Raw genomic sequence first — 25,652 nt, forward strand, 5'->3', positions numbered from 1 at the left:
CAGAGGGGCCGCCTGCCTGACCCGGGGAACAGCGTAACAGAGCTCCGCCCTCTGGCAACAGGGGATGTTCCCGCATTATTTCGTCAATTTCCCCCAATTAATGCATCCGTGGCGCCCGGACGCGCCTTGCCGAACCACGTGGCGAGGGCGTCGGGGAGCCCGTCCGCTGAGCCCTCGCCCACCCACGCCACGTAGCCGTCGGGCCGGACCAGGACTGCCGTGGGCGGAACAACCGGGCCCAGGACGGGAAGCTGCCACGCGCCGTCGTACGTTGCACTGACGTGCTGCACCCGCCCGGCCCACGCGCCGAGCTCCGTCGCCGGCCCACCAAGTTCCAGCAGCACCGGCCGGGCCCCGTGGAGCAGCCCGTAGACCCGTGTCGGCCCGGCAGCAGTCGTGATGTCCAGGTCAGGCATGCGGCGGCCAAGGAGCGGGTGGCCGGGACCCAGGTCGTAGGCCATGTCCAGCCCGGTGATGAGTGCCGCGATCGGCGCCCCGGCACCGTCAACGCGGAGCACCTCGCCGAGCAGGTCGCGCAGGGCTTCCTGGCGGGGGTCGGCCTTCTGGAAGAGGGACTGCGCCATGGTGTACTTGAGCGCCCGCTCCCCCGCCGGATGGCGCTCAGCATGGTAGCTGTCCAGCAGGTCGCCACTCGAGCTGCCCTGCACCACCTGCCCAAGCTTCCAGCCGAGGTTAACGGCGTCCTGCAGCCCCAGGCCGATGCCCAGCCCGCCTGTGGGTGAGTGGACATGGGCGGCGTCACCGGCCAGCAACACCCTGTCCTTCCGGTAGGACTGCGCCTGCCGGGTGGCGTCCGTGAAGCGCGAGAGCCAGGTGGGGCTGTGCACGCCGAAGTCGGTGCCGAACACGTCGGTCAACGCCTGCCGCAGATCCGCCAGGGTGGGTTCGGTGGCCGGGCCAAGGGAGGCTTCGGTCACCACCACCCGGACCGTTCCGTCCCCCATCGGGTACAGCCCATGGATGCCGCGCGCGTCCACCTTCCCCTGCTGGACGGGCTCCCCCTCCACCTTCACCTCCGCGATCAGGCTGCTTCGGGTCGCGTCCGGGCCCACCATCGGGATGCCCGCCGACCGCCGCACCATGCTGCGCCCGCCGTCGGCGCCCACAACGTAGCGGGCCCGCACGGATCCGCCGCCGGCAAGCTGCACGTCCACGCCGCCGTCGTCCGCTGCAACACCGGCGACCTCCACGCCGCGCCGGATCTGCACCCCCAGCTCCTCCACCCACTCAAGCAGCAGCCGCTCGATGTGGTTCTGGAACAGCGCCAGCGTGTAGGGGTGGCGGGTGGGCAGCGCACTCAGGTCCAGCTGGCTGCTGCCGAACGTGGCCGCCTGCAGCGTCTTGCCCGCAGCCAGGAACCGGTCCGCGATGCCGCGCTGGTCCAGCAGCTCGATGGTGCGCGAATGGATTCCCCCGCCGCGCGAGCCCGCAAGCTCCTGGGACGGGCGCCGCTCCAGGACAACCGCGTCCACCCCCGCCAGCCGCAGCTCCCCCGCCAGCATCAGGCCCGTGGGCCCGCACCCCACAACCACTACGTCATGCATTCTTTCCCCATTCCCAAGCTTTTCGACCGCCAGTATGCGGCAGCCTGGGGGCCTTGCGGCAAGGCCCCCGCCGCGGGGTACCTTGGAAATGGAAGGGGATCCAGGACACTGTTGTCGATCTGCGCTTCCCGTGTGCGTCGTATGGGTAGGGGCTCGATGAAGGGCTCTTCACCACGACAAAGGAGCACGACATGTCCAAGTACCTGATCCTGATCTACCAGGATGAAGCGGTGGCCCGGCAGGCCGAAGGGGAATCCATCAGCGCCAGTTACCAGGAGTTCCAGCAGCGGCGTGGCCCGTCCCTGCTCGGCGGAGCCGCCCTGCACCCCTCCTCCACGGCGACGTCCCTCCGCCGCGACGGGGCCGGCGGGTTCCTGGTCACGGACGGCCCGTTCGCGGAGTCCAAGGAGACCCTGGGCGGCTACTACCTCATCGAGGCAGCCGACCTTGACGAGGCGCTTGAGATCGCCAAGGAGGTTCCGGCCGGCGTCGGCGTAGAGGTGTGGCCGGTGCGGGTAGCCAACTGATGCCGCAGGCCGCCAGTTCGGAGGTCGCCGCCGCCGTGGCTGACGCGCACCGCCGCGAGTGGGCCTTCGTGCTGGCGGCCACGGTCCGGGTGGCCGGCGACATCGACACCGCCGAGGAGGCCGTCCAGGACGCGTATGCCAGCGCACTGTCCACGTGGGGCGGGAGTGGGATCCCGAGGAGTCCGGGGGCGTGGCTGACAGTGGCGGCACGGCGGCGTGCCCTGGACATGCGCCGCCGTGCCGCCACGGCGCAACGGGCGCTGCCCAAGCTGCTTGGACCGGAGCATTACGACGGCGGTCTCCCAGACTTCGATTCGGACCATATTCCGGATGACCGGCTGCGGCTGATCTTCACCTGCTGCCATCCGGCCCTGGCGCCCGATGCCCAGGTGGCCCTGACGTTGCGGCTGCTGTGCGGACTGTCCACCGCGGAGGTGGCGCGGGCATTCCTCGTCCCGGAGGCCACCATGGCTGCGCGTATCACCAGGGCAAAGAAAAAGATCGCGGCGGCGCAGATCCCGTACCGGGTGCCGGCGGCGTCGGAGCTGCACGAGCGTGTGGACGGGGTACTGTCCGTTGTCTATCTCGTCTACACCACCGGGCACACCGCCCCGTCGGGAGCGGACCTGATGCGGCGTGACCTCGCCGGGCGCGGCCTGGAGCTGGCGCGGATGCTGCGCGTCCTGCTCCCCGGGGACCGCGACGTCGCCGGACTCCTGGCCCTGGTCCTGCTCACCGAAGCCCGCATGGATGCGCGGCTCGACGAACACCGTGACGTCATCCTGCTGGAGCACCAGGACCGGTCCAGGTGGGACCAGCAGGCCATCCAAGAGGGAGCGGCACTCCTGCGGGAGTCGCTGGCTGGACGCCCTCCGGGCCGCTTCGCCCTCATGGCGGCCATCGCGGCCGTGCACGACGAGAGTGGGTCCTGGTCCGATACCGACTGGCAGGAGATCCTGGGCCTGTATGACCTGCTCATGGAACGGTGGCCCTCCCCTGTGGTCCGGCTCAACCGGGCCATTGCCCTGGGCTTCGCCGCGGGTCCTGCTGAAGGCCTGGCGGAACTGGATGAGCTCGGAATCGAACCGCAGCTGGCACGCTATCCGTACCTTGCCGCTGCCCGCGGCGATTTCCTGGTCCGGCTTGGCCGCCTGGAGGAGGCCCGGGTGGCGTTCGGGGAGGCTTTGATCCTCACGGACAACGAAACGGAACGGCGTTTCCTCCGGAGCCGGATAAATGAACTGAGGGGTTAGGCCTTGAGCCGCGGAGGTCAAGGGCAAAGGGAAGGCCCCTCCTAGGAGGGGCCTTCAACGTAGTGGTCATTTGTCTTTCGGTATCGGTCAGCGGTGATGCGCAATCCCCCTTCCCGGACGCCCAGGGCGCCCATCCGGACTATGACGCGTTCCACTCTAATAAGCAGCTGCCAGTGCGTAAAGACCCTAATGCGAAAAAGATCTTAAGGCACGACGGCGGCGGGAGGCCGCCGCGATCCGCGCCACTCAGACGGGTTTTTGCGTCAGTACATCCGGAGATGTACTTTGAAGAAATGGAAATGCTGACGCAGGCTCCGGTGCTGGCGAGGTTTGGCTACGCGGTCTCTGACCCCACCCGCGCCAGGGTTCTTCTCGCACTCTCGGACAGCCCGGCCTATCCCTCGGACCTCGCAGACAGCCTGGGAGTCTCGCGGCAGAGCATGTCCAACCACCTGGCGTGTTTGCGGGGCTGCGGCATGGTTGCTGCAGTAGCGGACGGCAGGCGGACCCGGTACGAGCTGGCCGATGCCAGGCTGGGCCACGCGATCAGGGACCTGCTCGGCGTCGTCCTCGCGGTGGACCCAGCCTGCTGCGCCCCTGACGGGGAGTGCATCGCGTGACGGCGGCAGTTCACACGCCGAGCCAGGAACGGCGCGCGGTACTGGGTTTGCGGATCAGGCTGTTCGCTGCAGCCACCATCACCTATAACCTCATCGAGGCAGCAGTTTCCCTGTGGGCCGGCGGCGTCGCTGATTCGTCCGCATTGATCGGCTTCGGACTGGATTCGGTGATCGAGGTCGCCTCGGCGGTGGCACTGTCTTGGCAGTTCTCCGCCCAAGACCCCGAACACCGCGAGCACCTGACACTGCGGATCATCGCCGCTTCCTTCTTTGCCCTCGCAGCATTTGTCACTGTCGATGCCGTCCGGTCCCTCACCGGAGGAGGCGCGGCGCAGCACTCTACCCCGGGGATAGTGATTGCTGCCCTGAGCTTGGCGATCATGCCTGTCCTGTCCTGGGCCCAGCGCCGGGCAGGCCGGGAACTGGGTTCCAGGACTGCTGTGGCCGATTCGAAACAGACATTGCTGTGTACCTACCTCTCGGCGGTTCTGCTGGCCGGGCTGGTGTTGAACACTGCGCTGGGCTGGTGGTGGGCGGACGCCGGGGCCGCTCTGGTTATCGCGGCGATCGCTGTCCGGGAGGGCGTCAACGCCTGGCGCGGCGATGTCTGCTGCCCAGTCCCGGGCGGAGTTGCCTCGGCGCGGGGCGCCGACGTAGACGATTGCTGCGCCCCGGGACCGGCCTCCGGAAGTAAAGCGCAAGAATGCTGTGCCGGATGCGGACCTGAGACCCATCCCCAGCCTCTACCCCTGACCATCCGCAGTACGGACTGAGCCGGGATCACCAACCCCACTCACGAAAGATGCTGATCACTCCACCCCTAGCACTACTGACGCCTTTGTTCTATAACTAATAGAACAAAGGCAAGGGGTAAAGGCGTTGATCCTCAACGTTGACCTGGCTGCTGACGTGCCGATCTACCAGCAGATCCGGGACCAGATCGTGGAAGCGATCGCACACGGCGCACTCACAGAAGGCAGCTCACTGCCGTCCACCCGGACGCTCGCCGCCGATTTCGGCATCAACTTCCATACCGTCAACAAGGCCTATGATCTCCTTCGCCAGGAAGGGCTGATCCGCCTCAACCGCAAGACCGGCGCGGTGGTGACCGGAGCTGCAGCGGACCAACTCCTGCCCTCCGACTGGACCGCAAGGGCCCGGACTCTTCTGGCCGAGGCAGTGGCCCGCGGAATACCCGCCGACGAGGTACTCCAGGCCTGCCGGACGCTGCTCGAGTCATTTGGCGACACACGGCAGGAGGACACGCAATGATCGTTTCCATCATCTTGGGCTTCGTGCTGCTGGGGCTGGTTCTTCTGCTCGCGCTGGTGCTGCCGTCGGTCACCAGCGGCACGGTCCCCTTCGGAGTCCGGATCCCGGCCCGGTACGCCGCCGATCCGGTGGTGACCGGGCAGGCGCGCCTTTACCGGCGGAGGGTCCTGCTTTGCGGGGGCGTAATTGCCGTGGCCGGCGTGGGCAGCGTGGCGGCGACGGGGCAACCGTTGCTGCTGCCATTGTCAGTGTTGGTCCTTGTGGCCACCTGGTACGGCTGCTTTTTCCTGGCCCACCAGGAGATCAGGGCAGCGAAAGTTGCCGGCGGCTGGTTCGAAGGCCTGCACCAGGGCATTGCGGTGGACACCGAACTGCGGACCAATCCCCCGCGGTTCCCCTGGCGCTGGCTCGCGCCGGCTGCGATCATCGCTGCCGCGACGGTGGTTATCGGCGTATGGATGTACCCGTCGATGCCCCAAACCCTGGCCGTGCATTACGGCGCCAACGGTCTCCCGGACAGGGTGGAAGTAAAATCGGTTGGCGCAGCGTTTTCGCTGGTCTTCCTGCAACTGGGCCTCACCGCGCTGCTGGCGGGCATCGCCGCGGCAATTGTCCGCAGCAGGCCCGATCTTGACCCCGCCCGGCCCATGGGATCCTCGCGCTGGGCCCGGCACTACGTGACGCTCAGCGCCAAGGCACTGCTGGGCCTGGTGGCCATGATCGATCTGGGACTGATGGGATCGTCACTGTTGATGTGGACCGGGACTGTCACCCGGTGGGCGCCGCTGGTGGTGGTGATCCCGGTCCTGGCCTCCGTGGCGGCAGCAGTCCTGGTCCTGGCCCGGAACAACAGGGACCGCGCCGAGAACGGGGAGGACACCGGCCTGACACACCGCGACGACGACAAGTACTGGCGCGGCGGCCTGATCTACATCAACCGGGACGACCCCACACTGCTGGTTCCGCGCAGGTTCGGCCTGGGATGGACCTTGAACTTCGGGGACCCCAGGGCGGCGATGCTGCTGGCCGGAATCGTTGCGCTGATCGGCGTGGTGATCACCCTCCGCTTCTCCGGCTGAGCGTCCGACGGCGGCGTGCGGCTGCGTCCGCAGCGACCGTTACTGAATCAGGTAGTGCCGTTCCTCGATGACGGGCGCTTTGGACGCCCCGGGGAAAACGGCCTTCGAAAGTGTCTTCAGGCCGATAGCCGGAAGCAGCACTGCAGCAGCGCCAAAAGAGAGGGCAGTCCAGCCCAGGTTTTGGAGCATGCCGAGCGTGGGTGCCTGGGGAGCAGGAGTAGGCAAGGTTCTGACCCTTTGTGAGACCGGTGGAGGCTTCAAGATTACGGCACGCATGCACGGCGGAGGAAAAGTACGACGGCGGCACGCGGCCGCCGTCGTACCGTCACGGCTGTGAAGCGCTTTTCTGCTGCTGCGCTATCCGTCGAGCGCTGCAGCGTTGCTGCCTTGCGGCACCACCACGTGCACGGCGTTGCGCTCGATGGTGAAGTCAGCGGGGGTGGTGGTGGCGATCTCGCCGTCGAGGTTAACCGGCAGCGGCGGCTCCGTCACCAGCCGGACATGCCGGGTGGTCAGGTGGTACACGCCGTCGCGCTCCACAAAGCTGCCGTCCTTGAGCAGCCGTGCGATCCGCACATGTTCCCGGAACGGCGCCCCGGGAATCGCATAGACGTCAAGGATGTGGTCATCGATGCCTGCCGTCGGCGATACCGCGTTGCCGCCCCCGTAATGCCTTCCGTTGCCGACGGCCACCTGCAGCACGTCCGCCAGCTCCAGCGTTTCGTGGTCCCCCTCCGGAAATTCGAGGCGGGCACGGAACGGCTTGTGCCGGGAATAGGCGCGTACGGCGGCAACGCCGTACGCCAACGGCCCCAGGGACCGCTTCAGGCGGGGGCTGAGGCTTTCGGTAACACCGACCGACAGGCCCACGGATGCAACGTTGAGGAAAGGCTGGCCATTCGCCCGGCCAAGATCGATGTCCACCACCTTCCCGTCCGCGAGCGCAGCGCATGCCGCGTCCAGGTTGCCCGGAATTTCCAGCGTGCGGGCAAGGTCGTTGGCTGTTCCCAGCGGAAGGATCCCCAGCACGGTTCCGGTTCCGGCGAGCCGGCCGGCAACAAAGGACACCGTTCCGTCACCACCGCCCACAACCACCATGTCGTGGCCGCCGGCAACCACCCGTTCGAGTGTTCCGGGCAGTTCGCTGCCCTGCCTGACGTGATACACCGAGGAGATGGGCAACCCGGCCTTTTGCAGCTTTTCCACTGCCAGGTCCGGTACCGCCGCCAGGCGCGCGCCGGCATTGATCACCACGGCAACGGAGCCGGCGTCTCGGGCAGCCTTCATGGGGACCATCCTAGGTTGATGGAGCTGGGAGGTCCCTGCACTCAACGGCTGACGCTAGATGTCCGCCAGGAGGCTGTTCGGGTTTTCGATGGCGTCGGCCACGAAGCGGAGGAAGCCGCCGGCCGTGCCGCCGTCGCACACCCGGTGGTCGAACGTCAGGGTAAGCTCGGTGACCTTGCGGACTGCCAGCTCACCATTGACCACCCACGGCTTGTCGATGATCCGGCCCACGCCGAGGATGCCCACCTCGGGGTGGTTGATGATCGCCGCGGACCCGTCGACGCCGAACACGCCGTAGTTGTTCAGGGTGAACGTGCCGCTGCCGAGTTCCGCGGGAGTCGCCTTGCCTTCCCGGGCCACCTGGGTGAGCCGGCGGATCTCTCCGTCGAGCTCCCGTGCGCTGAGCTTCTCCGCGCCCCGGACAGACGGCACCACCAGGCCACGGTCGGTCTGCGCCGCGAAGCCCAGGTTGACGCCGTCGAACGCGAGAATCTCCTGCGACCCGTCCTCAGTGGTCTCGATGCGGGTGTTGAGTTCCGGGTACTTCTTCAGTCCCGCCGTGACGAACCGGGCGATGAATGCCAGCAGACCGGGAGCCTCGGCCCCGTTGGCTTTCAGTCCCTCGCGCAGCTCCATCAGTGCGGTGGCGTCCACGTCGACCCATACCGTTGCTTCCGGAATCTCGGACCGGCTGCGCGCCATGTTTGCCGCGACCGCCTTGCGGACTCCGCGGACCGGGGTGCGGGCGGCGATGGCAAGCCCGGTCCGTGCGTCCCGCCCCTGGGTTTCGACGGGCTCCGCCGACGGCCGGTCCGGAGTCCGTACCGGTTCAGCTTCCGGCGCTGCTGCAGGCGCAGCTGCCCGCAATGCGGCCTCCACGTCGCGGCGCATGATCAGTCCGCTGTCACCGGAGCCGGAGATGTCGCCGAGGTCCACGCCATGTTCGCGCGCCATGCGCCGGACCAGCGGCGAGATGACGGCGCCAAGTTTTCCGGGCACGCGGGTGCGCAGAAGGGCGAGGTCGTCCTCCTTGGACAGGCTGACCGGCGTGGTCTCGGCAGGTTCAGCGAGGGCGACGGCGGCCTTCCGGGCCCGGGTGCGCCGGGCAACGCCATGCCCACCAGGAGTGCCATAACCGATCAACACATTCCCGGATCCGGCCTTTTCTTCTTCCCGATAGGTCTCGGCTACCGCCTCAGCAGCAGGAGGCGCGGCATCAGCCGCGGCGGACACCGGAGCGGTGACACCAGACGAAAGGGGCGTCACCGAGATCAGCGGCTTCCCCACATCCAGGGTCTCCCCGGGCTGGCCGTGCAGTTCGGCTACGATCCCGGCATAGGGAGACGGCACCTCAACCGCAGACTTGGCAGTCTCCACCTCGGCGATCGGCTGGTCAACGGCAATCTCGTCGCCCACGGCGACATGCCAGGACACCAGTTCGGCTTCGGTGAGGCCCTCGCCCAGGTCCGGCAGCAAAAACACGCGTGGTTCGCTCATGGTCAGTTCTCCCACTGAAGGTCGTCAACGGCGTCGAGGATGCGGTCCACGCCGGGCAGGTAGTACTTCTCGAGTTTGGGTGCCGGGTACGGGACGTCGAACCCGGTCACGCGGCGGATGGGGGCGGCCAGGTAGTGGAAGCAGCGCTCCTGTACCCGGGCCACGATCTCGGAGGACACGGACGCGAAGCCGTGCGCCTCGGCGATCACCACGGCCCGGCCGGTCTTCCGCACCGACTCGCACACAGTGGCGTCGTCGAACGGAACAATCGTCCGCACATCAATCACCTCCAGCGACCGGCCCTCCAGCGCAGCCGCTTCGGCGGCGGCGAGCGCCGTGGGCACGGACGGACCGTAGGCAATCAGCGTGGCGTCAGTGCCGGGACGCGCGACGGCGGCCCTCCCCTCAGAGCCAAGTCCCGCCGTCGTACCTTCCGTGTGTTGGCGCCGCAGCTCGCCCAGGTCCACCGAGTCTTTGGTCCAGTACAACTTCTTGGGCTCCATGAAGACCACCGGATCGTCGGAGTCGATGGCTTCGCGGAGCATCCGGTAGCCGTCCGCCACGGTGGCCGGGGTGTAGACCTTCAGGCCGGCGGTGTGGGCGTAGTAGGCCTCGGAGGAGTCGCAGTGGTGCTCCACTCCCCCGATGCCGCCGCCGTACGGGATGCGGATCACCATGGGCAGCTTGACCATCCCGCGCGTGCGGTTGTGCATCTTGGCCACGTGGCTGACGATCTGCTCGAAGGCGGGGTAGGCGAACGCGTCGAACTGCATCTCGATCACCGGGCGCATCCCGTTGATGGCCATGCCCACGGCCATGCCCACGATCCCGGACTCGGCCAGCGGGGTGTCGAAACAGCGCTGCTCGCCGAACGTGGCGGTCAGGCCGTCGGTGATGCGGAAGACACCGCCCAGCATGCCCACGTCCTCGCCGAAGACCAGGACGGAGGAGTCGGCCTGCATGGCGTCGGCCAGGGCGGTGTTGAGTGCCTTGGCCATGGTGACGGGCTGCGGGCCGGCGGCCTCGGCGGATGCGGCGGCGGAGGCCGCGGCACGGGCCGTTGCGGCAGAAACGTTGCCGTTGGCCTCGGACGAGGTGGTGATGGTGGGGCTCACTTGGCGGCCTCCTTCGAATCAGTAGCGGCGGCGTCGCGGGCCAGCTCGTCGGCGAGCATGGCGGACTGTTCCTTCAGCTGCGGGGTGGGCTCGGTGAACACGTGGCGGAAGAGCTCCTGCGGGTCCACCGGCACGTCCTCGCTGAGGCCTTCGCGCAGCTGCGCGGCAACCGCCTCGGCGTGCTCACGGATCCGGGCCTCGCCGTCGTCATCCAACAGCCCGCGGTCCGTCAGGTACGTGCGCATCCGGTTGACCGGGTCCTTGGCCCGCCACTCAGCAACCTCGGCGCTTTCGCGGTAGCGGGTGTCGTCGTCGGCGTTGGTGTGGGCCTGCATGCGGTAAGTGTTGGCCTCCACCAGCAGCGGGCCGGAGCCTTCGCGGGCCAGCTTCACGGCGCGGTCCAGGACGGCGAGGAGCGCCACGACGTCGTTGCCGTCCACGCGTTCGCCGGCCATGCCGTAGCCCACGGCCTTGTGCGCGAGCGACGGCGCCACGGACTGGTGTGCCAGCGGCACCGAGATGGCGTACTTGTTGTTCTGGACGAAGAAGATGACGGGCAGGTGGAAGACGGCGGCGAAGTTGAGGGCTTCGTGGAAGTCGCCTTCGCTGGTGGCGCCGTCGCCGCACATGGCCAGGACCACGGTGTCCTCGCCGCGGAGCTTGGCGGCGTGCGCCACACCGACGGCGTGCAGCAGCTGCGTGGTCAGCGGGGTGCACTGGATGCCCACCTTGTACTTGAGGGGGTCGTACCCGCCGTGCCAGTCGCCGCGGAAGATGGTCATCACCTGCACGGGGTCAACGCCGCGGGTCATCACGGCGACGGCGTCGCGGTAGGTGGGGAACATCCAGTCACTCTCTGAGAGGCACAGGGCTGCGGCCACCTGGCAGGCTTCCTGGCCGTGGCTGGAGGGGTAGACGGCCATCCGGCCCTGCCGGACCAGGGCGGAGTTCTGGTCGTTGACCCGGCGGCCGACGACGAGCTGTTCGTATGCTGCCAGCAGTTCCTTGTCGCCGGGCACGGGGTATTCGTGGCCGGGCTGGGTGCCCTGCTCGCCCTTGGGCTTGAGCCGGCCGTCCGGGTCCACCATCTGGATCTGGTGCCGGGCGGGGAGCATGTAGTCCTCCACCGTGATGCCGAACTTCTTCACAGCCTCCGTCAGCGCATTCTCTGCTGCTGCGGGGCTGGCGGTGTCCGGCGCGGTGTGGTCTGCGGAGATCGTCATTGGTCCGTCCTTCGGTAGCCACTATTCCCTCCCAGTATTGTCCTGAGGGAGGTTTCGTATCCAGCACCTGCGCGAATCGTGGAGAAGCTGCTCAGAAGTGCCTACTATGGGAGACGATTTGTAACTGTGACGTGGATTACCGACGGGAGTCGTGGACAAAATGCCGGGCAAGGATGCTGCTGCTGAGGTTCCGCTGGACGAGATCGACCGGCGCATCATTGCCGAGCTGACCCGGGATGGCCGAATGTCCGTGACGCAGGTGGCGGAAAACGTCCACATCTCCCGGGCGCATGCCTACTCCCGGATCGCCCGGCTGACCGGTGACGGCGTGCTGACCCGGTTCACGGCACTGGTGGACCCCATCAAGGCGGGGCTCAAGTCCTCCGCCTACGTGACGCTGAAGCTGAAGCAGGATTCCTGGCGCGAACTCCGCGACCAGCTGGGCGCCATCCCCGAGGTGCACCACATCGCCCTGGTGGGCGGCGACTTCGACGTGATCCTGCTGGTCCGGGCCGTGGATAACATCGACCTGCGCCGGGTCATCTTCGACCAACTCCAGTCCATGCCGGGAGTGCTGGATACCCAGACGTTCCTGGTGTTCGAGGACGTCGATACGCGGTAGGAACGGCAGGTAGTCTGGCTGGGCTCGCCGCCGTCGACGCGCATCGTCGCCACCGACGCGCAGATTCCATGTCGCGGCCCAAGTAACGTGTGCGCAGGTGAACTTCGGCAGCGAAAATGCGGGCGCGGGGCGATACTGCAGTTGCGCGTCGAGGATGAGGGTGCGCGTCCTGGGCGGATTTGCGCGTCGACAGCGCCAGTCCTTAAGACGCGTCTCCGCCCCTTAAGGAAGCCTTAGGAACTATTACTCAAATCATTAGTTTTGTCTTGACTGAAAAAGTCCCCCCGTCTTGAGGCTGGCACTTTAGCCTTTCTTGCAGGCCCCATTCGATGGACAAACGTACTCCACAAGTTTCCGGAATCCGTGCGGATTTCGGGTTTCTGCCGGGGCCGGCGGCGTAATGCGCCCTCCTGAGACCGGGGCGCATCCCCCAGTCGTCGTCGGCCCCCTAGTTCCGGTCTCTCCTACCACCGCTAACAGTTCACGACGCTGACGTCACCCGCTGCCTTGTACGCGGCCGATCAGCCACAACTGATCGGTGGGGCATCGGGGCGTCAGCCCAGCCATGCCCACATCACTTCTGCTTCCAGCCGCGCATCCTCCGGCCGCTCCGTCCGGATGGATGGCCGGGAAGCAGGCCCTGAAACCTTGCCAGGCGCCACGAGCGCCGTCGTACTGCCGCGGGGTCCGTCCTGGACCCGCCAGCCGCCCGAAGGAAGACATGACGTCCCTGAAATCTTTGCTGCACGACACCTATGCCCGCCAGATGTTCGTCTTCGTCGTGGTGGGCCTGGTCCTGTCAGCCTCGGTGCCGTTCGGCAGCCGGCTCTTGAGCATCGACTCGCCCGTTCTGGTGCTGGCGGCCGCTGTCCTTCCCCTCCTGCTGGCTATTGCCCTGATCGTCACCCCGCGGATCTCCAAAGCTGACCAGCAGGCCGAAGGGCGGTCCCCGGAACGCCTGGGTGCGGCGCTGCTCCTGTACTTGTCGCCGGTCCTCCTGTTGAACGCCGTATATCCACTTGTCAGTCCTGCCATGGCCGACGTCGATGTTGCCGGTGTCCCCCTGACCTATGTGGTGCTTGCATCGTCGGTCACCGTGCCGTGGCTGGCCCAGGCTGCATGCCTGCCGGTCTACCGCGTGCTCGGTGACCTCATGGCCGGGCGCAACCTGGGCGAGATCACCCGCCGGTTCTGCCAGTTCTGGCCGCTGATGTTTGTCCAGTCCCTGCCGCTCGTCGCAGTCTTCGCGGTTCCGTTGTGGCTGGCCACCGGCTGGTCCTGGAACGCCATGCTGCACTACGTGGTGTTGTGTGTCCTGCACCTGCTCTTCGTGCAGTCCCTGGTACTGGCAAACGTCGCCAACCGCCGGGGCCTGTGGGCCGCGGCCTGGTCAGGCTATGCCGCGGCGCTGTTCCTGGCGCCCACGGTGTGGTGGCTGCCGCCGCTGGTGGGAACGGCCACCCAGCTCGTTGCCATGGGCACGGGCCTGCGCCATCTGAGCGTCACCCAGCACCTCGGCGCCCGCGTTTTCGGTGCGGACCTGGTCCGCGGCCTGCTGCTGGGTGCCGTGCTGTGGGCAGACAAGTACGCCCTGTTCCTGGTGACCGGCGGAGCGTTCCAGGTTGTGGCCGTCTTCGCCGCCATGCTTCCGGCAGTGATCGCCTACAACTTCTACTTCGTCCACCTGGCCCCCGGCGTGGACAGGGCCCTGGGCCGCCTGCACAAGGACATCGCCACCGCGCCCGTGACCACCCTGAAGGGCAGCTCCGTCCGGCTGGTCCGCGTCCTGGACCGGTCGGTGGTTCTCACGGGAGCCATCGCGGCCCTGCTCACACTCACGGTATCGCTGGCCGTATCCGGACTGGATCCCGCGAATACGGTGCTGACCGTTGCCTCCGCCCTGGCCTCGTGGGCCTTCATGATGCTCACGCTCCTGAACTACGAGCTGGACTTCATCGGCGAGAAGGTCACGCCGCAGATCATCGGCGCTGTGCACCTTGCGGTCTGCATCGCTGCCTTCGCCGGCGGCGCCCATCTGATCGGCTCGTCCCTCCACTCAGCCAGCTACCTGCTTCTTGGCGCCGCGGACATGGTGCTCATCGCCGTCGGCTGGACGCTGTACAAGCGGCACTGGAGCCAGCCCGAGTACACGCTCTTTTGGCGGCACGCCACCACGTGGTGACCGGCCACCACCGCTATTCCCTCAGTCAGTCCGAAAACGCTTTGAGCCTTCAGAACACCAGGTGAGGAAACCAACCATGTACTCGACACTTAAGAACCTTAAGACCCGATGGAACAGCAACCCGTCGCCGTCAGCGCTCCCGGCCGCATCCGTGCCGCGGGATGTCGAGTACGAAGAGGTTGACGTTGCAATCGTCATGGAGTCCACGTACCCGTACTTGAAGGGCGGAGTCTCGGCGGTGGTGCACGACATCGTGACCCACAACCCGGACCTCAGCTACGGCATCATCCACATCACCTGGGACTCCAGCGCGCCCCTGACGGATCTGTACGGGATGCCCGCGAACGTGCGCTGGGTGCGGACAGTCTTCCTGAGCATGGAGGAACACCGCCACGACTACATGGCGGTGACCGTCAAGGACCTGGGCATGGACCCCCGGCAGCGCGAGGAGCTTTCGCACCGACTGTTTGACGCCATCTATGCGTTGTCCGAGCGGGGCGAGGTGGATCCGCTGTGGGACCTGATCGATGAGGGCCTGAACAAGCGCACCCGGCAGTACCCGCTGTGGGCCCTGCTCGGGTCACGGGAATTCATGCAGGCCCTGCATGACCGCATGCCGCAGCTGAACCTGCCGCTCGCGGAATCGTTCTGGGTGCTGCGGAACTTCTTCTCCCTGGCGTATGCCATCACCGGCGAAACGATGCCGCGGGCAAAGGTCTACCACGCACACACCACCGGCTACGCCTCGCTTCTTGGGGCAGCGGCGGCCAGGGACCATGACACATCCTTCCTGCTGACCGAGCACAACCTGTACGTCAGGGACACCGTCAACACCCTGCTGGACCGCAACATGGCCCTGTCCATCACGGCGGACGATTACCGGACCTTCGACGTGACCGCAGAGCAGCGCGCATGGATGGCGTGGTGGACGGAAATGGGACGCTTCTGCTACCCCAGCGCACGCCTGATCACCTACCTCTACCCCAGCGCCATCACCGAGGCGGCCCGCCTGGGTACCGACATCGACAAGTCCGTGGTGGTTCCCAACGGCATGGTCATCGAGGAGTTCGACGAGAAGTTCCGGGCCCGCCGGCAGGTCCTGGAGAACCTCCGGCAGGACTCATCGGAACACGTCTGGCGGCTTGTCTACATCGCCCGCGTGGTCCCCATCAAGGGCCTGCTCGACCTGCTCTCCAGCATGGAGGTCCTCACCGAGCGCGGGTACCCCAACCTGCACCTGGACGTCCTGGGCCCCACCGAGCACGTGCCCGAGTACTACGAAGCCTGCCTGGCCAAGATCGATGCCCTGGGCCTGCAGGACAAGGTCACCATCCACGGCACGGTCAACGTCCGGGAAATGCTTGACCAGTTCGACCTTCTGGTCCTTCCCAGCTACAACGAGGGCCAGCCGATCGTCATCCTCGAGGCCATGGCCGCCGGCATTCCCACGGTGGGTTCCGACGTTGGTGGCGTGGCCCAGCTCATCGCCGATGACCTGCTGACCACGGACGGGAAGACCATCGGTGCCTGCGGTGAAACGGTGACCCCGGGCAACGTGGTGCAGATGGCGGATGCCGTGCAGGCAGTCATCGGCAACCTCGACGCCTACGGCTCCTATGCCGCCAACGCCCGCACCCGGGTGCAGGAGTTCTTCCAGATGCACGAGGTGATGTCCTCCTACAACCAGATCTACCGCGCCCTGGGAGACCTTCCCGTTGCAGTGGGAGCACATGCGGCCGTGGAAGTAAAGGCTGAGCTTCCCACGGAGGTCCTGGCAGCGGTGCAGCTGTGACCGGCGTGGGGGCGTGGATCCGCTACGGCGATCCGATTTCTTCCGAGCAGATCACCTTCGCCGCAGAACATTACCGCGCAGCCATCCTGCAGCCGTGGGAGTTGGAAGCGGCGGCCGAGCTCAAGCGTCTGCGCCCGGAGATGACCGTCCTGTGCTACAAATGCCTGTCCTCCACCCGGGACTACGAGCCGGGGCCCATCTTCAGTTCCGGGGTTTCCCACCGGGAGGCAGAGGACGACGGCGGCACATGGTTCGCCACCCGGCTCACCGGCGAGCGCATCGAGTGGAACGGATACACCGGGCACTGGCAGATGAAGGTCTGGGATCCGGGGTACCGTGCCCGCTGGGTGGAGAACGTCACCGCCGAGCTGGCCGGCTCCCCCTTTGACGGCGTCATGGCGGACAACGACGTCTTTGACGACTATTACGGAATCCAGCCTCCCGTGCAGGAAGCCGCCTCCATGGCTGACTTCCGGGAGAGCCTGGGACAGCTCGTCCACGCTGCGGGGGCCGCGCTGAACAGTGTAGGCAAAGTCCTGGTGCCCAACATCGCGGAGTCACGCCGCGAGCCGGGCCGGTGGGCTTCCCATGCGGCCTATGGCGGCGGGTTCGAAGAAGTGTGGCTGGGCTACGGCCCGGACAACCTGTTCGATCCGCGGACGGCCGAGGCCCAGCTTCCGCAGGCGGACGGGCCGGGCCTTTCAATCCTGCGCGTTCCAACGGATGGGGATGACGGCCACCCGAATTTCAGGTACGGCCTGGCGGCGTTCTGGATCTTTGGCGGCGGCCGCGGCTCCTACGTGGCCACCGCCCATGACGACTACAGCCGGACCCAGCACATCGCCGAGCTTGATTGGTCGCTGGGAAGTCCCGAGGGGCAGCCCAAAGGCCAGAGGCACGTGTGGTCCCGGACGTTCACCGGCGGCTGGGCCGCGGTGAATTTCAACAATGACGGCCGCAGCCGGCGCCGCATCAAAGTGCCTTCCGGGCTGGTTGATGCGGCCGGCAAGCCGGCTCCCAAACACCTGGTCCTGCCCCCACAGCGGGGCGTCGTTTATCAGCGAGGGCAGAAACATTAAGATCCTAGTCACCGGTGGCTGCGGCTACATCGGTTCCCACACCATCCTCCGACTGCTTGAGGGCGGGCATGACGTCACCGCCATCGACAACCTCAGCAATTCCCAGCCTGAGTCGCTGCTGCGGGTGCAGAAAATCGCCGGATGCGACCTGGCGTTCCTCGAGGCGGACATCACGGACCGGGCGGCACTTGACCGCGTGTTTGACCACAACCCCGTTGATGCCGTGATTCACTTCGCCGGCCTGAAAGCAGTGGGGGAATCAGTCCACGAACCGCTGCGCTACTACCGCAACAACGTCACGGGCACCTTGAACCTGCTGGAATCCATGGACGCCCATGACGTGCGGACCCTGGTCTTCAGCTCCTCCGCCACGGTGTACGGGGACAACCCGCAGATGCCCCTCAAGGAGGACAGCCGGCTGGGGGCCACCAACCCCTACGGCCGGACCAAACAGCAGATCGAGGAAATCCTCACTGACCTGCAGGCCTCGGACCTGCGGTGGAGGATGGCACTCCTGCGCTACTTCAACCCCGTTGGCGCCCATCCCTCCGGGTTGATTGGCGAGGATCCCCTGGGCCCGCCCAATAATCTCTTCCCGTTCGTGACCCAGGTGGCGGTTGGGCGCAGGCACACCGTGAACGTCTTCGGCAGCGACTACCCCACCCCCGACGGGACGGGCGTCCGGGACTACATCCACGTCATGGACCTCGCCGCCGGCCACACGGCTGCCCTGGACTACCTGGCCGAACACCAGGGCGTGCACACCTGGAACCTGGGCAGCGGCCAGGGCCACTCCGTCCTGGAGATCATCCACAGCTTCGAAAAGGCGGCCCGGACTGCCATTCCGTACCATCTCGCGGACCGTCGGCCCGGAGACGCTCCCGTCAGCCTTGCCGATCCCTCCTCCGCGTACCGGGACCTCGGCTGGAAGGCTGCTGAGACGCTGGAGAGCATGTGCGCGGATTCCTGGCGCTGGCAGCAGAACAACCCAACCGGTTACCGTACGGAGGCCGTCCCCACGTTGCCCTAGCCGGTGCGCAGCACACCGGCGTCAGGACGGGGGAAAGTAACTGCGGCCCAGAGTGAGCCATCCTGGGAGGGTCTGGTCCTGGGTGGCGTTGGCGAAACGCAGGGGAATCCCGTTGGCCAGGGGGTTCACCGGGCGCATGACCAGCGTGTAGTAGCCCCCAGTGAGTCCGGTGGTGCTGATGGGTGTCTTCCAGGTAGGGGACATACCGGGCTTGAGTGTGGTCAGCTTCCACGAGGTGGGCCAGGTTTTGGCGATCTTCCCGTCAGAGCCGACGGCAGCCACCTGCACCTGCCAGTCGTAGTAGAAGGGCGCCGTTCCGGAGTTCCGCAGCGCAACGCTGAGGTCGTTCTGGCCCTTCTGGGTTCCGGGCGCCAGGGAAAAGCCTGTTGCCTGGAAGCGGTATCCCAGGGACGCCGATGCCGCTGCTGCGTTGGCCGCCGCAGCTCCCGCGTATGCCGGGCTGAACGCGTATTGGTTGAGAAGCCAGGACGCATGTGTGGCCGCAACGCTTCCAGGGAAGTCCTTTTGGGCGGGGTCCGCCACCGAGGGGCAGGGAACCGGCGCGTCGAAAACACAGGCCTGGAGTTCAGGGCGCAGTTCGCCGCCCACGGGCTGGGTGAGCCACTTGTCCGTTGTTCCTGACTGCTGGAGCTTGTCCACGAAGCTCCAGCCGGTCCCGGGCAGGGTTTCGGCGGCGAAGGAGTCGTCGTGATAGCCAACGTTCAGGCTGCTGTTGGCCGCTGTGGGGTACCGCACCTGCAGCTTGGTCCTGGTGAAGGCGGTGGTGTACGCCTGCAGGATGCGCTGCTGATTGGTGGCTGACGCTGACCAGTTGTCCGGGGCCGCATACCCGTCATGCGGGTACGTGTGCCACTCACCCCAGAATCCCAGGAGTCCCATCTCGATGAATCCGATGCGGGGATCGCCGTCGTAGCGGGCACCAAAGCCGGCAATGAAGGCATCCAGTGCCTGAACCATCCGGGGGTCGTCATAGTCTGGGGAAACGCTGATGCCCTGGTTCCCGTAATCGACATAGGAATGGGTAGCCAGCCCGGCATCCAGCAGGTACTGCGGCACCCCTGTGGGCCGGCCTGGGTAATCGAGATAAAACCGGAACACGGCCTGGTGGCCGCGGGAGGCGATGGAATTCAGCTGTGAGTCCAAGGCAGACCAGTTGTAGGTTCCGGCGCCGGTAACCACCGCATTCACAGGGATGTAGAACCACTCCATCGAGTAAGGCAGGGCATCATATTTCCCGGCGTAGGGAACAAAGCCTTGAAGGGGGTTGCTGGCAGGTGCCGGGCCGGCGGCCAGGGAGGTCCACTGCCCCGGCTTGATGTCGGCGGCCGTCGCCGCAGGAACAGTGGTTGCTGCCGGAATGGCAAGGGAGACCGTGGCTGCCAGCAAGGTCAAGGCAGCTGCCGCATGACGCAGCCCCCCGGCTTTTCCGCGCGAACCAACATTCCCCAAAAAGTGGACAACACCCAGCCCGCGCATCGCTTTCACAGAAGCTTCTTCCTAGAGCGGTGACAAGCACCAGAGACCAAGAACTACATAAACGTCGCCCCACGCGACGGCGCTAATTCAAACTGATTACCCGGCAATGCACAAGGGTTACAGCGAAAACGCATGCAGTATTGGCTAGTCCTCCTGGCTTTCGGGCGCCGCCAGCCGGTAGCCGAACCCGTGAACCGTTTCCACCCAGCGGGGTTTTGCGGCACTGTCGCCCAGTTTCCTGCGCAAATTGGCAATGTGGACCTGGATCACCTGTTCGTCCGCAGCGCGTTCAATTCCCTCTGGTGCGCCTTGCGCTCCCCGCAAGGCCTGGGCCAGCTCCTCCCGGCTTTGAATCTTTCGTCCGCCCGCCAGCAAAGCGTGCAGCAGGTCAAACTCGGAGGCAGTGAGTCCTTGATGCTCAGCCCCGTCCTTGCGCAGTGTCCTGGTAGGAAGATGCAGCTCGAGCCCGTTGTGTTCGAGGACCAACGGCGGCGACTCCACCACGTCGATCTCCGTAGCACCGTTGGCGTCGTCCGCTGTGAGGGATGAAACAGTGAGGTGGGGCGTGTCAGAGCGAAGCCTGGGCCTCCGAAGCAAAGCCTCCACCCGGTACCTCAACTCCCGCGACCGGAAGGGCTTGGTGAGGTAATCGTCCGCTCCGGCCTCCAGCGCCAGGATGGTATCCATTTCGCTGCTGCTTGCCGTCAAAATCAGGATGTAGGCATTACTGAAAACCCGAATGCGGCGGGTCACTTCAAACCCGTCGATGTCAGGCAATCCCAGATCGACAACAACAACTTCCGGTTTATGCTGGTCCACCGCGGCCACGCCTGCCTGCCCGTGGCCGAACGCATAAATTCCGAATCCGGCTTCCTTAAGAATCCCTCCTACCACCACTTGGATGTCGGGGTCGTCCTCGACGACTACGACTTTTCCTCGTTCCAAACAATTCCCCCGATCAATTCCCTGGCCCAGCCGTGTCTTTTCCTTGGCAACCCCTAATGTCGAAAGTCATGGGCGCTGGCAGTCAATCCAAATTCGGGCCTTTTACACGGTAGTAGGCATTCGCAGCCGGATGTGCCTCGGATTGGTGCAAAGTTATGCTACTCACCTGATTGGCCAACCCGGTCACTCAGCTTCCCCGTGGACGCCGCGCGCTCCGTCACAAATCTCCATCAAATTGCAGAGTAGACACTTTTCCTGGAGCCAACCCCGGTACTGACTACCTGTTTTATGAGGGGGCACTACTTGCCCGGGCCAGCGATTCCAGGACATCGGCGCAGGTCAAGAGGCTGGCAAGCGGTCTGCCCGTCCTAATAGTAAGCAAGGTTATGATCTGCGGGAAGAAGATGACGCGAAGGAACTAAGCCGCGTCCGGCATGCCGCCCGGTCGGCGCCCCCTCGACCCCGAACCGCTCCCGCCCTTCCCCGGACTGACCGCTGTGAGCTGCATGGTCATGCGAGTAATTGAGGATTCTTCCAAGTAGGGGAAAATCTCAAGTCGCTGGAAATTCGGGTACCGCTACGTGTTGATGCGTCCAATTCCGTCCAGCGAATATTGGGTCATCGATCCACCGGAAGGCACCTCGATGGAGCCACCTATGGGGGAACGGGTTCTCAATCACATTTACAAGGAGTCTTTCCATGCGCCCAATGACCAAGAAAAACAAGATCGCCGCTGTTGCCCTTTCCGCCACGTTGCTGGCAGCCGGCGGCGGGGCCGCATACGCCTACTGGAGCACCACCGGTTCCGGTACCGGCTCCGCCGCTGCGTCGTCCGGGACGAAGGACGTGGTCCTACACACATCCTTCTCAAAGGACATCGCCCCAGGCGAATCACGAACTGTGACCTACACGGCGGACAACCCCAACACCTCCAGCACCGTGGTCGGGTCCTTGGCGGCGAGCGTGGTCACGAGTGACCCGACGAACTGTCTTGCGGACTGGTTCACCATCGACGCACCCGTGGCTTCGACACCTGTCCCAGCCACGTCGACCGGAACGCCCCTGGGTACAGGAACACTAAAGTTCCTCGACACTGCGGATAAGCAGGACGCCTGCAAGGGCGCGACCATCACGGTGAACGTCACCAGCAAGTAAGAACACGAGCGGGCCGGGGGCGGTGGGAGTCCGCCCCCGGCTTGCCGTCATTTGCACCGAAGAACAAGGGGGCACAGGGTGCACAACCAGGACGGGCAGCCGCAACGTCGCAAGCGGAGGGCCATCAAGGCAGCGTTAGTCGCGCTGTTGCTGTTGTTGGCCACCGCGGGATCGCTGATCGCGGCGGCGAACATCCCGAAGCCGGGCATCACTGTGCAGGTCTCCCCTGCCAGCCAGTCCGTCCAGCAGGGCCAGTCAGCCGCCTACACGGTGACTGTGACCTCCACCGGAGGCTTTGGCGGGACCGTCAACCTGGTCACCGCGGGGCTGCCGGCAGGAGCAAGCGGTGCGTTCACGCCGTCGTCCGTCACCCTCGGCTCCGGGGCCAGCGCAACCGCCACCCTGAACGCCACTACCAACGCAAGTACACCGGCCGGCACCAGCTCCCTCACCATCACGGGCACCAGCGGCAAGGTATCCGGCAGCACCACCGCCGGCCTCACCGTGAACTACAAGATCTCCACATCGTTCTCGGTCAGCGCCACCCCGGACTCCGTGACCATCCCGCCGGGGGCCACCGCCGTCTACACGCTGCAGCTGACCCGCAACAACCTCAGCGGGCCGGTCAGCTTCAGCGTCATGGGCGGACTGCCGGCCGGTGCAACAGCGTCGTTCTCCCCCAGCCCCGCCACCGGCAACTCCACCACCCTCCAGGTGGCCACCACGGACGGGTCCCCTAAAGGAACCTCGAGCCTGTACTTGGTGGCAACCGGGAAGGACTCGTCCGGGAAGGCGCAGTACGCCTACGCGAATGTCCAACTGGTCCTGGATCCCAGCATCAAGCAGTTCGCCCTCTCCGGCAACGTCCCCGGCAGCCTGTCCCCCGGCACCTCTGCCGGCCTGGACCTGCAGATCAGCAACCCCACCGGTAAACCGCTCTCCCTGACCAACCTGTCCGCAGCCATCGCGGGGATTGCCAGGAGCGCGGACGCCGTGGCGAAAAACCTGCCCTGCTCCGCCGCGGACTTCGCGGTCACCCAGTACAGCGGCCCGTACCCGCTCACCGTTCCAACGGGCAGCAGCTCACTCTCCGGGCTCGGCGTGGCACAGCAGGCTTGGCCGCGGGTGGGCATGCTGGACAGCTCCGCCAACCAGGACGGCTGCAAAGGCGCAAACCTCCAGCTCACGTACTCGGGATCAGGACAGGGGAACTGAGATGACCACCACCGCAAGGACGCCCCGGGCCGGCCGCGGCATCAAGGCTGCGGCCCTGGCAGGACTTCTGGCCACGGCCGGCGCCGGTACCGCCTACGCCTACTGGACCACTGCCGGCAGCGGCAGCGGATCCGCAGCCGCCGGCACCATGCAAACCGTCGCCGTCGACGCCCTGGTAGCCGGAGACAACCCGAAGACGGCCCTCATCCCCGGCGGCAGCGCCGACGTCGTACTCCGCCTCACCAACCCCAACCCCTACCCGGTGCAGGTCTACAGCGTCACCCCCAACGGCCCCGCCACGGCAGACGCGGCACACCCGGCCTGCACCACCACCGGCGTCAGCTTCCGGGGAACTGCAGCGCCGCTCTCCCCCGCAACTTACGTTGCCGCCAACTCATCAGCACTCATTACCCTCCCCGGAGCGGCCGCCATGGATACCACCTCGCTCGCAGCCTGCCAGGGCGCAACCTTCAGCGTTCCCGTAACGGCGGAGGTCCGGAAATGAGCCCCATGTTCCTCCGCCCAGCCCGCCGGCTGCCCTGGATCGTCACCGCTCTCCTGCTCCTGCTCGGGACCGGCACCGCCGCGTACGCGTTCTGGGCCGCCACCACCAGCAGCAGCAACGCGGCCGCCGCCGCTGACACGCTCTCGCCCGGTTCCAGGCCTGCGGTCGCGGCCGCGGGCTCGGCGATGACCGTCAGTTGGGCCGGTGGGACCACCGTCAACGGCAGTTCCGCCACCGGCTACACCGTCACCCGCTATTCTGCGGCGACGGGCGGCACGGGCACTCCGGCCACCGGCGGCTGCGCCGGAACCGTAACCACGCTCAACTGCACCGAACAGAACGTCCAGGGCGGAACCTGGTACTACACCGTCACCCCGGCGATCGCGCTGTGGACCGGAGCGGAAAGCCCGCGCAGCAGCGGCACCAGCAACGATTCCACCGCCCCGGTGGCCACTGTTTCGGGCCTCTCGCCTACGGCCAACGCCGCGGGCTGGAACAACACCAGCCCCGTCACGGTGACCATCACGGCCGACGACGGCACGTCCGGATCCGGCGTCGCTTCCATTTCCTACGCGGTGGACGGCGGCGCGAAGCAGATGGTGAACGCGGCAGTGGCCACCGTCCCGGTCAGCGGCGACGGAACGCACACAGTGTCCTACTTCGCGACGGACAAGGTGGGCAACGCCGGTTCAGCACAGAGTCAGACTGTAAAGATTGACACCCAGGCACCGGCTGCACCAGGTCTGACCGTGCCCGCCTACGTTTACTCGGGCAACGTGGCCGCAGTTCCGGTCACCGGCACCGCGGAAGCGGGAGCCACAATCACACTGACCGCCGCCGATGCTGGCGCTGCGCACTCCGTGCCCATCACTGTCACGGCTTCCGGCACGGGAACCTGGTCGGTCAGCCTGGACCTGGGCAGCCTGAACCAGGGAACTGTTACCTATGCGGCCACAGCCACGGACGCCGCGGGCAACACGGGTGCCAGCGGGACCGCCACGAGCATAAAAGACACCGATGCTCCAGCCCCGGCGCAGTCCCTGAAAGTGCCGACCTACGTGAACCTTGCCAACTCGTCTGCGGTTCCTGTCTCCGGAACCGCCGAAATAGGCGCAACCGTGACCGTTACGGCCACGAGCCCCGGCTCTGCCGCCGCGGTCACCGGCACGGCTACATCGGTTGGAGGCACCTGGTCGCTGAACATGGACCTCGGCTCACTCAAAGACGGGACGGTCACCTACACCGCGACCGTCCAGGATGCCGCGGGGAACACCAGCAGGGCCGTCGCAATATCGGACACGAAAGACACCGCGGCCCCGGTTCTGACCATCACGGCACCGATGTACGCCAGCACAAGCAGCAAAGTTACCGGCACCACAGATACGGGAACCATCGTGAGCGTCACGGTTAGGGATTCCGCGCTCAAGCCGGTGACCACCCAAGTGAGCCCCAGCGGGACGTCGTGGTCGACAACGATCGACATCTCCACCCTGAGCGACGGCACCCTTACGTACACGGCAACAACGACTGACGCGGCGGGCAACACGGGCACGGCCACTGCTGCGGGTACCACCACCAAGGACACGGTGGCACCGACCGTCACCGGAGTGAAGCTGACCAACGGCGGCCCCAAGCAAAACTCTGCGGACAAGGGCGATACCGTCACCATTCAGTTCGCAAAAGCCATGGATCCCGCCAAGTTCTGCTCCAGCGCGAGCACCGCCACAACTTTCAATGGCACCGCGACACTCTCTGACAATGGAACCAACGACATACTCAGCTTCTCCACGGGCGACTGCACGGGGTTCAACATCGGCACCGTTTCCCTCGGAAGCAACTATGTAACGGCAACGGCCACTTTCGGTCCCAGCGGCAACGGGTCCGGTGGAGCTTCAACCTTGACGTTGGACTCCACGGGCAAGACCCTGACCATCAAGCTCGGAAACTCGGCAACAGGTAACACATTGCAGGGGGTCTCCACCGCCAAGCCTTCGTACACCCCGTCGTCGAATCTCACGGACGTGGCGGGTAACCCGTTCACAGCCCCGATCGCCCCCTTTACTGATCTCTCGGTAACGGGCTTCTGAGAACCCGCGCCACCGCATTAGCCACGTCACCCTGCAGTCCACCCGGGCTGCAGGGTGACTACCAGTGACACCGGCTTCTGTTTTCGCCGCGCGCATCCATTCTCG

General features: G+C 66.0%; 23 protein-coding genes. 15 read left to right on the forward strand and 8 right to left on the reverse strand.

Going from position 1 to position 25,652, the window contains the following annotated elements; all coding sequences use genetic code 11:
• Window positions 1-83: 83 nt before the first annotated feature.
• Window positions 84-1,565, reverse strand: a complete 1,482-nt coding sequence (locus ACTAQI_RS11400; RefSeq protein WP_457945951.1) for an FAD-dependent monooxygenase — start codon at window positions 1,563-1,565, stop codon at window positions 84-86.
• 191 nt (window positions 1,566-1,756) lie between these two features.
• Between ACTAQI_RS11400 and ACTAQI_RS11405 the strand changes: the two genes are divergently transcribed.
• From ACTAQI_RS11405 to ACTAQI_RS11430, 6 genes are all read left to right on the forward strand, one after another.
• Window positions 1,757-2,092 carry a YciI family protein gene (locus tag ACTAQI_RS11405; protein WP_457945953.1) on the forward strand — a complete coding sequence of 112 codons (336 nt, stop codon included), beginning with the start codon at window positions 1,757-1,759 and terminating at the stop codon, window positions 2,090-2,092.
• A complete protein-coding gene (locus tag ACTAQI_RS11410; protein WP_457945955.1) occupies window positions 2,092-3,345 on the forward strand; it encodes an RNA polymerase sigma factor in 1,254 nt (417 codons plus the stop codon). Before ACTAQI_RS11405 ends, ACTAQI_RS11410 begins: the two co-directional genes overlap by 1 nt.
• Before the next feature lie 293 nt (window positions 3,346-3,638).
• On the forward strand, window positions 3,639-3,965 hold the full coding sequence (locus tag ACTAQI_RS11415; protein WP_457945956.1) for an ArsR/SmtB family transcription factor: 327 nt from the start codon (window positions 3,639-3,641) through the stop codon (window positions 3,963-3,965).
• Window positions 3,962-4,738, forward strand: coding sequence for a cation transporter (locus ACTAQI_RS11420; RefSeq protein WP_457945958.1), 777 nt, complete (start codon window positions 3,962-3,964; stop codon window positions 4,736-4,738). Before ACTAQI_RS11415 ends, ACTAQI_RS11420 begins: the two co-directional genes overlap by 4 nt.
• Window positions 4,739-4,844: 106 nt before the next feature.
• Entirely contained in the window at window positions 4,845-5,237 is a 393-nt protein-coding gene (locus tag ACTAQI_RS11425) for a GntR family transcriptional regulator (protein WP_457945960.1), read from the forward strand.
• Window positions 5,234-6,316 (forward strand): DUF1648 domain-containing protein, encoded by a 1,083-nt coding sequence (locus ACTAQI_RS11430; protein ID WP_457945961.1) that lies wholly within the window; start codon window positions 5,234-5,236, stop codon window positions 6,314-6,316. The genes ACTAQI_RS11425 and ACTAQI_RS11430 overlap by 4 nt, the downstream gene beginning before the upstream one ends.
• Window positions 6,317-6,355: 39 nt before the next feature.
• Here ACTAQI_RS11430 and ACTAQI_RS11435 read toward each other — a convergent pair whose 3' ends face one another.
• The 5 genes from ACTAQI_RS11435 to pdhA form a co-directional block, all read right to left on the reverse strand.
• The gene (locus tag ACTAQI_RS11435) at window positions 6,356-6,541 is read right to left on the reverse strand and encodes a hypothetical protein (protein WP_457945963.1); all 186 of its coding nucleotides are present in this window, start codon (window positions 6,539-6,541) and stop codon (window positions 6,356-6,358) included.
• A gap of 132 nt (window positions 6,542-6,673) precedes the next feature.
• Entirely contained in the window at window positions 6,674-7,603 is a 930-nt protein-coding gene (locus ACTAQI_RS11440; RefSeq protein WP_457945964.1) for a lipid kinase, read from the reverse strand.
• Window positions 7,604-7,657: 54 nt separating this feature from the next.
• On the reverse strand, window positions 7,658-9,100 hold the full coding sequence (locus ACTAQI_RS11445; RefSeq protein ID WP_457945966.1) for a dihydrolipoamide acetyltransferase family protein: 1,443 nt from the start codon (window positions 9,098-9,100) through the stop codon (window positions 7,658-7,660).
• A 2-nt stretch (window positions 9,101-9,102) separates the two neighbouring features.
• Window positions 9,103-10,215 carry an alpha-ketoacid dehydrogenase subunit beta gene (locus tag ACTAQI_RS11450; RefSeq protein ID WP_457945968.1) on the reverse strand — a complete coding sequence of 371 codons (1,113 nt, stop codon included), beginning with the start codon at window positions 10,213-10,215 and terminating at the stop codon, window positions 9,103-9,105.
• Window positions 10,212-11,438 carry a pyruvate dehydrogenase (acetyl-transferring) E1 component subunit alpha gene (pdhA, locus tag ACTAQI_RS11455; RefSeq protein WP_457945969.1) on the reverse strand — a complete coding sequence of 409 codons (1,227 nt, stop codon included), beginning with the start codon at window positions 11,436-11,438 and terminating at the stop codon, window positions 10,212-10,214. The genes ACTAQI_RS11450 and pdhA overlap by 4 nt, the downstream gene beginning before the upstream one ends.
• A gap of 160 nt (window positions 11,439-11,598) precedes the next feature.
• Between pdhA and ACTAQI_RS11460 the strand changes: the two genes are divergently transcribed.
• From ACTAQI_RS11460 to galE, 5 genes are all read left to right on the forward strand, one after another.
• The gene (locus tag ACTAQI_RS11460) at window positions 11,599-12,060 is read left to right on the forward strand and encodes an Lrp/AsnC family transcriptional regulator (protein ID WP_188570390.1); all 462 of its coding nucleotides are present in this window, start codon (window positions 11,599-11,601) and stop codon (window positions 12,058-12,060) included.
• A 721-nt stretch (window positions 12,061-12,781) separates the two neighbouring features.
• Window positions 12,782-14,242, forward strand: a complete 1,461-nt coding sequence (locus tag ACTAQI_RS11465) for a hypothetical protein (protein ID WP_457945971.1) — start codon at window positions 12,782-12,784, stop codon at window positions 14,240-14,242.
• Between the two features lie 76 nt (window positions 14,243-14,318).
• A complete protein-coding gene (gene pelF / locus ACTAQI_RS11470) occupies window positions 14,319-16,034 on the forward strand; it encodes a GT4 family glycosyltransferase PelF (RefSeq protein ID WP_457945972.1) in 1,716 nt (571 codons plus the stop codon).
• The gene (locus ACTAQI_RS11475; protein WP_457945973.1) at window positions 16,031-17,113 is read left to right on the forward strand and encodes a putative glycoside hydrolase; all 1,083 of its coding nucleotides are present in this window, start codon (window positions 16,031-16,033) and stop codon (window positions 17,111-17,113) included. Before pelF ends, ACTAQI_RS11475 begins: the two co-directional genes overlap by 4 nt.
• Complete coding sequence (galE, locus tag ACTAQI_RS11480) at window positions 17,109-18,143, forward strand: UDP-glucose 4-epimerase GalE (RefSeq protein WP_457951041.1); 1,035 nt, start codon at window positions 17,109-17,111, stop codon at window positions 18,141-18,143. The genes ACTAQI_RS11475 and galE overlap by 5 nt, the downstream gene beginning before the upstream one ends.
• Window positions 18,144-18,164: 21 nt before the next feature.
• On the opposite strand, the gene ACTAQI_RS11485 is transcribed toward galE, so the two are convergent.
• Complete coding sequence (locus ACTAQI_RS11485; protein WP_457945975.1) at window positions 18,165-19,556, reverse strand: DUF4832 domain-containing protein; 1,392 nt, start codon at window positions 19,554-19,556, stop codon at window positions 18,165-18,167.
• Between the two features lie 228 nt (window positions 19,557-19,784).
• Window positions 19,785-20,585, reverse strand: a complete 801-nt coding sequence (locus ACTAQI_RS11490) for a response regulator transcription factor (protein WP_457945977.1) — start codon at window positions 20,583-20,585, stop codon at window positions 19,785-19,787.
• Between the two features lie 699 nt (window positions 20,586-21,284).
• On the opposite strand from ACTAQI_RS11490, the gene ACTAQI_RS11495 reads away from it, so the two are divergent.
• The 4 genes from ACTAQI_RS11495 (at window position 21,285) to ACTAQI_RS11510 (ending at window position 25,547) form a co-directional block, all read left to right on the forward strand.
• Window positions 21,285-21,740: a hypothetical protein gene (locus ACTAQI_RS11495; protein WP_457945979.1), complete on the forward strand. Its 456-nt coding sequence runs from the start codon at window positions 21,285-21,287 to the stop codon at window positions 21,738-21,740.
• A gap of 78 nt (window positions 21,741-21,818) precedes the next feature.
• A complete protein-coding gene (locus ACTAQI_RS11500; protein WP_457945981.1) occupies window positions 21,819-22,955 on the forward strand; it encodes a COG1470 family protein in 1,137 nt (378 codons plus the stop codon).
• 1 nt (window position 22,956) lies between these two features.
• On the forward strand, window positions 22,957-23,460 hold the full coding sequence (locus ACTAQI_RS11505; RefSeq protein WP_457945982.1) for a hypothetical protein: 504 nt from the start codon (window positions 22,957-22,959) through the stop codon (window positions 23,458-23,460).
• Window positions 23,457-25,547: a beta strand repeat-containing protein gene (locus ACTAQI_RS11510; RefSeq protein ID WP_457945984.1), complete on the forward strand. Its 2,091-nt coding sequence runs from the start codon at window positions 23,457-23,459 to the stop codon at window positions 25,545-25,547. Before ACTAQI_RS11505 ends, ACTAQI_RS11510 begins: the two co-directional genes overlap by 4 nt.
• Window positions 25,548-25,652: the final 105 nt, after the last annotated feature.

It is taken from the genome of Pseudarthrobacter sp. alpha12b (assembly GCF_054130495.1).

What these genes read in the sequence shown, in the direction of transcription:
- ACTAQI_RS11430 (WP_457945961.1), top strand. Translation starts at nt 5,234, where the DNA reads ATGATCGTTTCCATCATCTTGGGCTTCGTGCTGCTGGGGCTGGTTCTT.
- ACTAQI_RS11465 (WP_457945971.1), top strand. Translation starts at nt 12,782, where the DNA reads ATGACGTCCCTGAAATCTTTGCTGCACGACACCTATGCCCGCCAGATG.
- ACTAQI_RS11505 (WP_457945982.1), top strand. Translation starts at nt 22,957, where the DNA reads ATGACCACCACCGCAAGGACGCCCCGGGCCGGCCGCGGCATCAAGGCT.
- ACTAQI_RS11405 (WP_457945953.1), top strand. Translation starts at nt 1,757, where the DNA reads ATGTCCAAGTACCTGATCCTGATCTACCAGGATGAAGCGGTGGCCCGG.
- ACTAQI_RS11445 (WP_457945966.1), bottom strand. Translation starts at nt 9,100, where the DNA reads ATGAGCGAACCACGCGTGTTTTTGCTGCCGGACCTGGGCGAGGGCCTC.
- ACTAQI_RS11440 (WP_457945964.1), bottom strand. Translation starts at nt 7,603, where the DNA reads ATGAAGGCTGCCCGAGACGCCGGCTCCGTTGCCGTGGTGATCAATGCC.
- ACTAQI_RS11460 (WP_188570390.1), top strand. Translation starts at nt 11,599, where the DNA reads ATGCCGGGCAAGGATGCTGCTGCTGAGGTTCCGCTGGACGAGATCGAC.
- pelF (WP_457945972.1), top strand. Translation starts at nt 14,319, where the DNA reads ATGTACTCGACACTTAAGAACCTTAAGACCCGATGGAACAGCAACCCG.
- ACTAQI_RS11495 (WP_457945979.1), top strand. Translation starts at nt 21,285, where the DNA reads ATGCGCCCAATGACCAAGAAAAACAAGATCGCCGCTGTTGCCCTTTCC.
- ACTAQI_RS11415 (WP_457945956.1), top strand. Translation starts at nt 3,639, where the DNA reads ATGGAAATGCTGACGCAGGCTCCGGTGCTGGCGAGGTTTGGCTACGCG.
- ACTAQI_RS11410 (WP_457945955.1), top strand. Translation starts at nt 2,092, where the DNA reads ATGCCGCAGGCCGCCAGTTCGGAGGTCGCCGCCGCCGTGGCTGACGCG.
- pdhA (WP_457945969.1), bottom strand. Translation starts at nt 11,438, where the DNA reads ATGACGATCTCCGCAGACCACACCGCGCCGGACACCGCCAGCCCCGCA.
- ACTAQI_RS11400 (WP_457945951.1), bottom strand. Translation starts at nt 1,565, where the DNA reads ATGCATGACGTAGTGGTTGTGGGGTGCGGGCCCACGGGCCTGATGCTG.
- ACTAQI_RS11510 (WP_457945984.1), top strand. Translation starts at nt 23,457, where the DNA reads ATGAGCCCCATGTTCCTCCGCCCAGCCCGCCGGCTGCCCTGGATCGTC.